The sequence below is a fragment of the Nocardioides sp. NPDC006273 genome, assembly GCF_040613495.1.
Lineage (GTDB): Bacteria > Actinomycetota > Actinomycetes > Propionibacteriales > Nocardioidaceae > Nocardioides.
Window position 1 is genome coordinate 1 of sequence record NZ_JBEXSD010000106.1, and the last position, 8444, is coordinate 8444.

The 8444-nt window shown below is 69.2% G+C and carries 8 protein-coding genes; 5 read left to right on the forward strand and 3 right to left on the reverse strand.

Features of this window, described 5'->3' with window-relative positions:
• Window positions 1-312, forward strand: a 312-nt coding sequence (locus tag ABZZ22_RS26310) for an HNH endonuclease signature motif containing protein (RefSeq protein ID WP_354938280.1), incomplete at its 5' end; no start/stop codon positions are given.
• 379 nt (window positions 313-691) lie between these two features.
• Here the strand turns inward: ABZZ22_RS26310 and ABZZ22_RS26315 are convergent.
• Window positions 692-1708 (reverse strand): LCP family protein, encoded by a 1017-nt coding sequence (locus tag ABZZ22_RS26315; RefSeq protein ID WP_354938283.1) that lies wholly within the window; start codon window positions 1706-1708, stop codon window positions 692-694.
• A 50-nt stretch (window positions 1709-1758) separates the two neighbouring features.
• Entirely contained in the window at window positions 1759-4179 is a 2421-nt protein-coding gene (gene pepN / locus ABZZ22_RS26320; RefSeq protein ID WP_354938286.1) for an aminopeptidase N, read from the reverse strand.
• A 221-nt stretch (window positions 4180-4400) separates the two neighbouring features.
• Between pepN and ABZZ22_RS26325 the strand changes: the two genes are divergently transcribed.
• The gene (locus ABZZ22_RS26325; protein ID WP_354938289.1) at window positions 4401-5015 is read left to right on the forward strand and encodes a 50S ribosomal protein L25/general stress protein Ctc; all 615 of its coding nucleotides are present in this window, start codon (window positions 4401-4403) and stop codon (window positions 5013-5015) included.
• Window positions 5012-5635 carry an aminoacyl-tRNA hydrolase gene (pth, locus tag ABZZ22_RS26330; protein WP_354938292.1) on the forward strand — a complete coding sequence of 208 codons (624 nt, stop codon included), beginning with the start codon at window positions 5012-5014 and terminating at the stop codon, window positions 5633-5635. Before ABZZ22_RS26325 ends, pth begins: the two co-directional genes overlap by 4 nt.
• Window positions 5636-5645: 10 nt before the next feature.
• Here pth and ABZZ22_RS26335 read toward each other — a convergent pair whose 3' ends face one another.
• A complete protein-coding gene (locus ABZZ22_RS26335) occupies window positions 5646-6308 on the reverse strand; it encodes a LuxR C-terminal-related transcriptional regulator (protein ID WP_354938295.1) in 663 nt (220 codons plus the stop codon).
• Window positions 6309-6676: 368 nt separating this feature from the next.
• On the opposite strand from ABZZ22_RS26335, the gene ABZZ22_RS26340 reads away from it, so the two are divergent.
• Window positions 6677-7654, forward strand: a complete 978-nt coding sequence (locus ABZZ22_RS26340) for a HAMP domain-containing sensor histidine kinase (RefSeq protein WP_354938298.1) — start codon at window positions 6677-6679, stop codon at window positions 7652-7654.
• Window positions 7635-8327, forward strand: a complete 693-nt coding sequence (locus ABZZ22_RS26345; RefSeq protein ID WP_354938301.1) for a response regulator transcription factor — start codon at window positions 7635-7637, stop codon at window positions 8325-8327. The genes ABZZ22_RS26340 and ABZZ22_RS26345 overlap by 20 nt, the downstream gene beginning before the upstream one ends.
• The last annotated feature ends 117 nt before the right edge of the window (window positions 8328-8444 follow it).

An 8444-nucleotide genomic window follows, 5' to 3' on the forward strand; every position in this document is an offset into this window, starting at 1 on the left:
AACGCCACGATCATCCCCTGGGTCCTCGGCGGAGACAGTGAAGTTCTCGATGCTGGTCGGGCCAGCAGGGTCTTCGTGCCGATCCAGCGCAAAGCACTCCGGTTGCAGCAGAAGTGCTGCCAAGCCGAGGGCTGTGACATGCCACCGGAATGGTGCGACGCCCATCATCTAGATCCATGGGCCGCCGGCGGAAGAACGGACCTGAAGGACGGGGTCCTGCTCTGTCCGCACCATCACCGCCTGGCGCACAACCCCGCCTACGTCCATAAGCGGCTACCCGACGGCATGGTCCGGTTCACCCGCCGCCCTTAAACCGGCAGTGCGAGACCGACCCCGCCAAGCTCCCCGGCCCGACGGGCACCTTCGCCTGCCCTCGGCCAGGTCAGGCTCTGCTTGGGTCCTCGATGTGGGCCTGGGTGGCATCGTGTCGACGGTTCAGACCTCGTCGATGCCACCCACACGAGCATGGGCGGGCTCGCGCCGCCCGTCCGGCCTGACGTTTCCATCTGGCGGGCTTTCCCTGCGCGTGCAGAACAGTGCGGAGGAGTGGGGCAGCCCCCGCCCCGCGGGTCGTCGCCGGACCAGACGGCCTTGTGATCGATTCACAAGGTGTCGTCCACTGGCGTAGGCATCGGTAACTCCGGGTCGTCTCTCGCTCAGCAGCACACCGGCCACCAGCCGCGAAGATCCCTCAGCTGACCGTCCCGCCGGTGACAACCTCGCTGTTCTCGACGAGCCAGCTCTCCATCTCGTCCGCACGCACCGCTTCCCAGAGCTGCCGCCCCTTGCGCTTGTCGAGGTGGACGACGCTCTGTGCGCCCTCTCGGCCCAGCCCCGCGACGGGGGCGGTGAAGAACGTCAGGTCCGAAGAGGGCATCCGGGCCAGGTCGAGGGCCAGGCCGCGGAGATCACCGCCCGAGAAGCCGGAGTCGACGGTGAGGTGGCGGGTGATGATGTCGAGGAGGTCGTAGGCCTTCTTGGGGTTCTTCGGGTCGACGCTCTGCCGCAGGCCGCGGAGGATGGAGCGGAGCACGTACTGCTGGCGCTTGACCCGGTCCAGGTCTCCTCCGGGGAGGCCGTAGCGCTGGCGGACGTAGAGCAGAGCCTCTTCGCCGCTGAGCAGGTGGGTGCCCTTGGTCCAGGTGTGGTCGCGCGCCGAGTCGTGGACGGTCTCGGGGACGTAGACCTCGACGCCGCCCAGCAGGTCGCCGATCTCCTCGAAGCCGGCCCAGTCGACCCAGGCGACATGGTCGATGCGTACGCCGGTGAGCTCCTCGACAGTCTGCACGCTGAGTCGTGGCCCGCCCTGGGAGAAGGCGGCGTTGACCTTGGCCTTGCCGTGGCCGGGGATCCGCACCCAGGAGTCCCGGGGGATCGAGACGACGGAGGCCGAGCGACGGTCCGCGCTGAGATGGAGCAGCATCATCGTGTCCGCCCGCTGCTCACCGGGTGTCCACGACGCTGTCGCCCCGCTGCCGGTGGTCGCCTTGCCGCCGGTGCGCCCGTCGGTGCCCAGCAACAGGATGTTCAACGCCCCCGCGGCCGCGTCGCTCGCCGGCTCCGGACGCTCCTCGAGACCGGCGAAGACGTCGACGGTCTGCACCTGACGATCGAGGCGGTGGGCAAGATACCAACCGGACCCGGCCACGGCGACGACGAGCACGACGAACGCGATCCCGACGCCGAGCCAGATGCGCGACTTCTTCATGGCCGTCCTCAGAGGGTGGGGGATCAAGGGCGACAAGAGGCTAGTGGGCGCTACTCGCGGTCGTCGAGGTGGTCCTCCCAGGACCGCCGCAGGATCGTCGGTACGTCGCCGGCCAGGGAGGCGCGCAGTGCATCGAGTTGACCGGCATCGAGAGCGATGCGCGGAAAGGCGCGCCCGACCTCGATGGCGAAGGCCTGACCGCGCGTGGCGAGGGCCGGGGCCGCGGCGAGATAGGCGGCGACGTAGGGACGAAGCAGGTGGGCCTGCTCGGCGATCCACAGGCCCGATGCCAGCGCACCGAAACGACGGTTGTCGACGCCGGGAGCGATCATCGCCTCCCAGGCCGCATCCTTCGCGATCGTCGATGGGCGTGCGGCGAGGGCACGGGCCGCTCCGAGGTCTCCCTCGACGGTGCCGTCGCGGTCTCGCTCGGCGGCGATGAGACGCGCGTCGGCCTCACCGAGGGAGGCGAGGCGTACGACCAGCTCCCAGCGTGTCGTCGGCAGCAGCGGGACGCCGGCCGCGACCCGATCGGTGTCCAGCCAGCCGCGCAGAAGCCCGGCGTCGGCGCTGGTCGAGGCCAGAGTCGCGGCCCAGGCCAGGGCGCGCTGCTCGTCTTCCCCGGAGGCCGCCAGACCCGCGGCGGCCGCGGTGGCGACCCGGGCCACCGCCCCGGCGGCCTGCGAGGCCGGCACCCGGTGCGGGATCACCACGGACCGAGCCGCCGATAGCACACCCTCGATGATCTCCGCGCGGGTCTCTGCGGACAGGTGTGCCTCGACCAGGTCGAGGTAGTCACCGGCAGAGAGATCTCGCGAGCGCACCCGGAGGGCGGTGGAGGACCAGAGCACGGCACGTACGAGCGGGTCCTCGATCCGGGACAGCCCGCCGGAGAGCGTCTCCCACGACGCGGGGTCGAACCGCAGCGCGGCGAAGGTCTCGCCACCGGCGTTGGGCACGACCGCGAGACCGGCGAACTCCGGCAGCGACAGCGGCTCGGCCCCCAGCTCCACCCGCCTGCGCCCGACGAGCCGGAGCGCGGTGTCGTAGGCGGCGACGGTGAAGGCGTGCGGCCGGCTCCCGTCGCGCACCAGCACAGGCACGTCACCCTCGCGTCGCGCTACCACGGTGTCGAAGCCGGGTCGCCGGAGCCAGGCCTCGACCCAGCCGCGTACGTCCTTCGTCGAGCTCGCCTCGAGCGACTCGACGAAGTCGGCCAAGGTCGCGTTCGCGAAGCGGAAGCGGGTCAGGTGACGGTTGACCCCCGCCATGAACTCCTCGTCGCCGAGCCAGAAGGCGAGCTGCACCAGGCAGGCGCCACCCTTGGCGTAGGAGATGCCGTCGAAGATGGTGGCGGCGGTGTCCACGTCAGGGACATCGGCGGCGAGCGGAGCGACCGGATGGGTCGAGCGCCGCGCGTCGGAGCGGTAGCCCCACGGCTTGCTGCCGATCTCCACCTCGACCAGCAGGTCGGAGAAGCCGGCCCCCGCCTCCGCGACCCGGTAGCCCATGTAGTCGGCGAACGACTCCTGCAGCCAGGTGTCCTCCCACCAGGTCATGGTCATCGAGTCGCCGAACCACATGTGCGACATCTCGTGGGCGATGATCACCGCGCGGATCGCGCGCTGGGTGTCGGTGATCGCGCCGCGCGGCAGCAGCTCGTCGCGGTAGGTCACGCAGCCCGGCATCTCCTGGGCGCCCCAGTTGAGCCCGGGCACGAAGACCTGGTCGTAGGAGTCGAAGGGGAAGGGCTCGTCGATGAGGTCGGCGTAGTGGGCGAAGCACGCCTCAGACGTACGCCGCAGCTCGGCCGCGTCGCGGTCCAGCTCGGCCGACAGCGACCGCCGGGCGTGCCAGCCGAAGTCGAGGTTCGTCCCGGAGTCGAGCTCAGCGGTCCACCGCACCGAGTGCCACGGCCCGACCGCGACCACCAGCAGCGCCGGCGGGATCGGGGGAGTGGTCGCGAAGACCCAGTGGCCGGCGTCGTGCGAGACGACGGCTCCGTTGGCGAGGACGGTGTCGGCCGGATCGGCGCTCACCGAGACGTCGAACGTCGCCTTCAGATCGTTCTGGTCGAAGCAGGCGAAGACCTTGGCAGCGTTGTCCATGCCCAGGTAGGCGGACACGTAGCGGGACCCGTCGGCAGGGTCGGTGAACGTGTGCATCCCGTCGCCGTCGGTCGTGTAGGGCAGCGTCGCGGTCACCTCGACCTCGTTGACCGCCTCGGTCGACAGCCCGGTCAGAGGCAGCCGCCCACCGTCGTACGCAGCCTCGACCGCCGCCCCGTTGACGAGCAACGACACCGTGAGTGCGCCCTTCAGCTCCAGGAACGTCTCGGCTGCCGCGGAGCTGAACCGGACCCTGGTGAGACTTCGGAATGTCTCTGCGCCGGTGAGGTCGAGATCGAGGGAGTAGGAGACCGAGCTGAGCATGCCGGCCCGGGCGCGGGCCTCGTCGAGAGTGAGGGACACGACCGCCAACGTACGTCCTCGCAGGTCAGCACGCGCGCGCATTTCGCTGTGAGCGTGATCCGGGGATAGGCTGTGGCAGTTGCCTCGGCGAGGGAGCGCCTCGCGCTCCGTGATCGACAAGGCGGACGTCTCCTCATGAGACGCCGTGCCTTCGTCGCACGGCCTTCGTTGGACCTGCCGGGCGCCATGACGCCAGCACCACTCATCGAGGAGTTCACCGCATGTCCAGCGAGAAGATCGTCGCCGAGAAGCGCACCGAGTTCGGCAAGGGTGCCGCTCGCCGCATCCGCCGTGAGAACAAGATTCCGGCGGTCGTCTACGGCCACGGCGCCGACCCGATCCACCTGAGCCTGCCGGGCCACGCCACCATGATGGCGCTCAAGAACCACGGTGCGAACGCGCTGCTGGAGCTCGACATCGAGGGCAAGACCCAGCTCGCCATGACCAAGCAGGTCCAGGTCGACGACGTCCGCCGTGTCATCGAGCACGTCGACTTCGTCGCCGTCCGCGCCGGCGAGAAGGTCACCGTCGACATCACCGTCCACGTCGTGGGCGACGCGATCTCCGGGACCATGGTCGTCACCGACGCCAACACCCTGACCGTCGAGACCGAGGCCACCCACGTTCCGGAGAGCATCGAGATCAGCGTCGAGGGCCTCGAGGCCGGCACGCAGATCCTCGCCGGCGCCGTCGAGCTGCCGAAGGGCACCACCCTCGTCACCGACCCGGAGGCCCTGGTCGTCAACATCACCGAGGCCAAGGTCAACGAGGAGCCCGCCGACGGCGAGGCCGCTGAGGGCGAGGCCGCTGAGGCCGAGGCCGCCGACTCCGAGTGACCTCGGACTCGGTGACCGACGGCGTCTGGCTGGTCGTCGGCTTGGGCAACCCTGGGCCGACGTACGCCGGGCACCGTCACAACATCGGCTACCTCGTCACCGACGAGCTGGCCAACCGGCTGGGCAGCAAGTGGCGTGCCCACAAGTCCGGTCGTGCTGACGTCGTGGAAGGGCGGCTCCCGGGTGCCAGAAATGGACACAGCCCGGGGCTGCCCGGCCCACGCGTCGTGCTCGCCCGTTCCCGGACCTACATGAACGAGTCCGGCGGGCCGGTCAAGGCGCTCGCGACCTTCTACAAGGTCCCGCCCGACCACGTGATCGCCATCCATGACGAGCTCGACATCGCCTTCGACACGATGCGGGTCAAGCTGGGCGGCGGCGACAACGGCCACAACGGCCTCAAGTCGATGCGGTCCTCCTTGGGCACCGGCGACTTCCACCGGGTGCGCGTCGGCATCGGCCGCCCGCCCGGACGCCAGGAGGTGCACGACTTCGTGCTCTCCAACTTCTCCAGCACCGAGCGCAAGGTGCTGCCGTTCGTGGTCGACACCGCCGCCGACGCCATCGAGACGCTGATCTCCGAGGGTCTGGAGAAGGCCCAGCAACGGTTCAACTCCTAGGCGCGGCGACCTAGGCTTGCGTCGGTCGCAGATACCGGTCGTACGCAGCCACCGCGGCCAGTTGAGAGCCGACCTCGAACTTCCGCAGGATCGCCTTCACCTGGCTGCGGACCGTCGCCTGGGCCACGCCGAAGCGTGCCGCGATCTCGGCGACGGTGGCCCCGTCGTAGAGCAGGTCGAGCACCTCGTGCTCGCGCACGGTCAGGGAGGCGAGGTGACGGCTCATCCGGTCCCGCTCCTGGCGCATCAGGCGCCATTGCGCCAGCAGCCCCTCGATCTGCGCCGGGGACTGCCCCGGACGGCCCTCCGCCGCGTCGTGAAGCGCGCCTTCGATGGCGTCGGAGTCGGCTTCGGCGGCCAGCACGGTGACCGCACCGGCCTCGAGCAGCGCACCCCACAGCCCACCGCGTGGCGCGGTGGTGAGCACGACCCCCGGCAGGCGTACGCCGCGCACCAGCGCGCACACCTGGTCCAGGTGGCTCCAGCGGTCGAGGTCGGTGACCATCAGCCAGGTGGCCGGTTCGCCGGCGAGGAGAACATCCGGGTCTGCGTCCGTCGCAGCGGTCGCTGTCACGATGATGCCGCGCTCGTCGAGCGCTACCCTCACCGCGTCGAGAGTCATCGTCTCGTCGGCTGAGACAGCGACCTTGAGTCGTACGGTCGAGCCTGCCATGTCTGCTGCGCCGTTCGGTCGTCTGGGATCCCGCCAGATGTCCCCGGGGGTAGTGCCATTCTGGCTGGTGCCAGGCGGCAATCGGGAACATGTTCTACAGTGCCCCAAGTTTGGGGATGACCTGGGACAACGTGTCCCGCAATGTAGGTTGAGGACGACCTCGAATTTCTTTGACTCCTCAATTCTCGGTATTGGCCCGCAAGGCGGTCGCGCGGCGATAACGTGTTGATTACGTTTCCTTCAGCGAAGGATCCGGTCACATCATTCAAACTGGGAAGGCCCGACAAGCTCGGGCTGGGGGAGCAGGGCCTGGACACGGCCCTTTTCGGGACTCACACCTCACTGGCCGACCCGTCCTGGGGAGCAGTATGTCTACGTCCATTTTCTCGCGGGTCAACTCGGGTTGGTTAGCCACCGCGTTCGCAACCACTACCGCTGTCTTAGTCGGCGTCCAGAGTCTTCTGCTCGCCGTCCTCCAAGGCCCGTGGGTCACCTTTCAACCCCACGGATCCCTTCTCTGGATCATCCCGGTCGTCATCATCGCCACCTCGCTGTTGGCCTCCGCGGGACTCCTGTGCGGCGGCGTACGCATCTACCGGCGCGTGTGCGCTGCGGAGGCGAAGGCAGCCGACGAGATCTACCACGACCTGCTCAGCTCGAGGGAGACGCAGCGTCTCCACCGGGCCCGGATGCACGAGGTGACCTCGACCCTGGCCGGGGTGCGTTCGGCCAGCGAGCTGCTGCGCAGCTGTGAGACCCTCGATCCGGAGCGTCGCGTCGCGATGCTGACCATGATGGGCAGCGAGCTCAGGCGGCTCGAGCGCCTCGTGCGCGCACAGCGTGGCGGCGCCGACACGCTGCCGGTCGACGTCGGCGTGATCGATGTCGACGCGGTGATCCACAATCTCGCGCTCGCCCACGAGGCCGGCGGCGCAACGATCGCCCGCACGCCCAGCAACGCCCTCGCCGCCGGAAGCTCGGACGCAGCCACGCAGATCATCAACATCCTTCTCGACAACGCTGCCAAGCACGGCGCCGGCGCTGTCGGCGTCGCGGTCCGGCACGAGCCCGGCGACCTCGGCCAGATGGTCGTGATCGAGGTCTCCGACGACGGTGCCGGTGTCGCTCCAGCGGTGCGTGACCGGATCTTCGACTGGGGCGTCCGCGGGCCGGACTCGGCCGGCCAGGGCATCGGGCTCAACGAGGCCCGCACCGTCGCCGAACGGATGGGCGGCTCGCTGCGCCTCGCCGCCACGGAACGTACGGCCTTCGTGGTCACCCTCCCCAGCGCCGTGATCCAAGAGAAGAAGAAGGAAGGCGCGTCTGATGACGCAGTTGCCGCGTAGCCAGTACAGGGTCGTCATCGTCGAGGACCACGTCCTCTTCGCCGAGTCGCTCGAGCTCGCTGTCTCGATGGAGGGATACGACGTTCGCCGAGTCCCGATGCCGAGCGAGCCGGTCTCCACCACGACCATGGTCTCCGTCGTGCTCCGCAACAAGCCGAAGGTCGTGCTCCTCGATCTCGACCTGGGGCGCTACGGCGACGGCGTGCGGCTGATCGAACCGCTCGCCAAGGCCGGCATCGACGTGGTCGTGGTGACGGGAGCGATCGAGGAGGCGCGCTGGGGACAGGCGCTCCGCAACGGTGCCCGTACGGTGCTGTCCAAATCCCGCCCGCTCGGCGAGATCCTGGGCACGGTCAGACGGCTCTACCAGGGCGCCTGCGTGCTCGCGGTCACCGATCGCGAGCGCCTGATCCGGATCTGGTTCGAGCGGCAGCACGAGATCTCTGAGCTCAGCCGTCGCATCGAGCTGCTCACCAAGCGGGAGTCGCAGGTGCTCGGTCATCTGATGCTCGGCCGCACCGTCCACGAGATCGCCGTCATCGGTGTGGTGTCCGAGGCGACGGTGCGTACGCAGGTGAAGTCCATCCTCGCCAAGCTCCAGGTCACCTCTCAGATCGCCGCCGTCGGCCTCGCCCACCGGCTGGGCTGGCGATCGCCTCAGTCGCTGGCCTGATCCACGCGCCGAGTCGGCGCAGACGTCCCGAAGCTGCGGGACATCTGGGCGAGGAGCTGAGCTGCCGCCTGGTCGATCTTGCCGTTTCCGGTGCGAGGAAGCTGGGCGACGGGGACG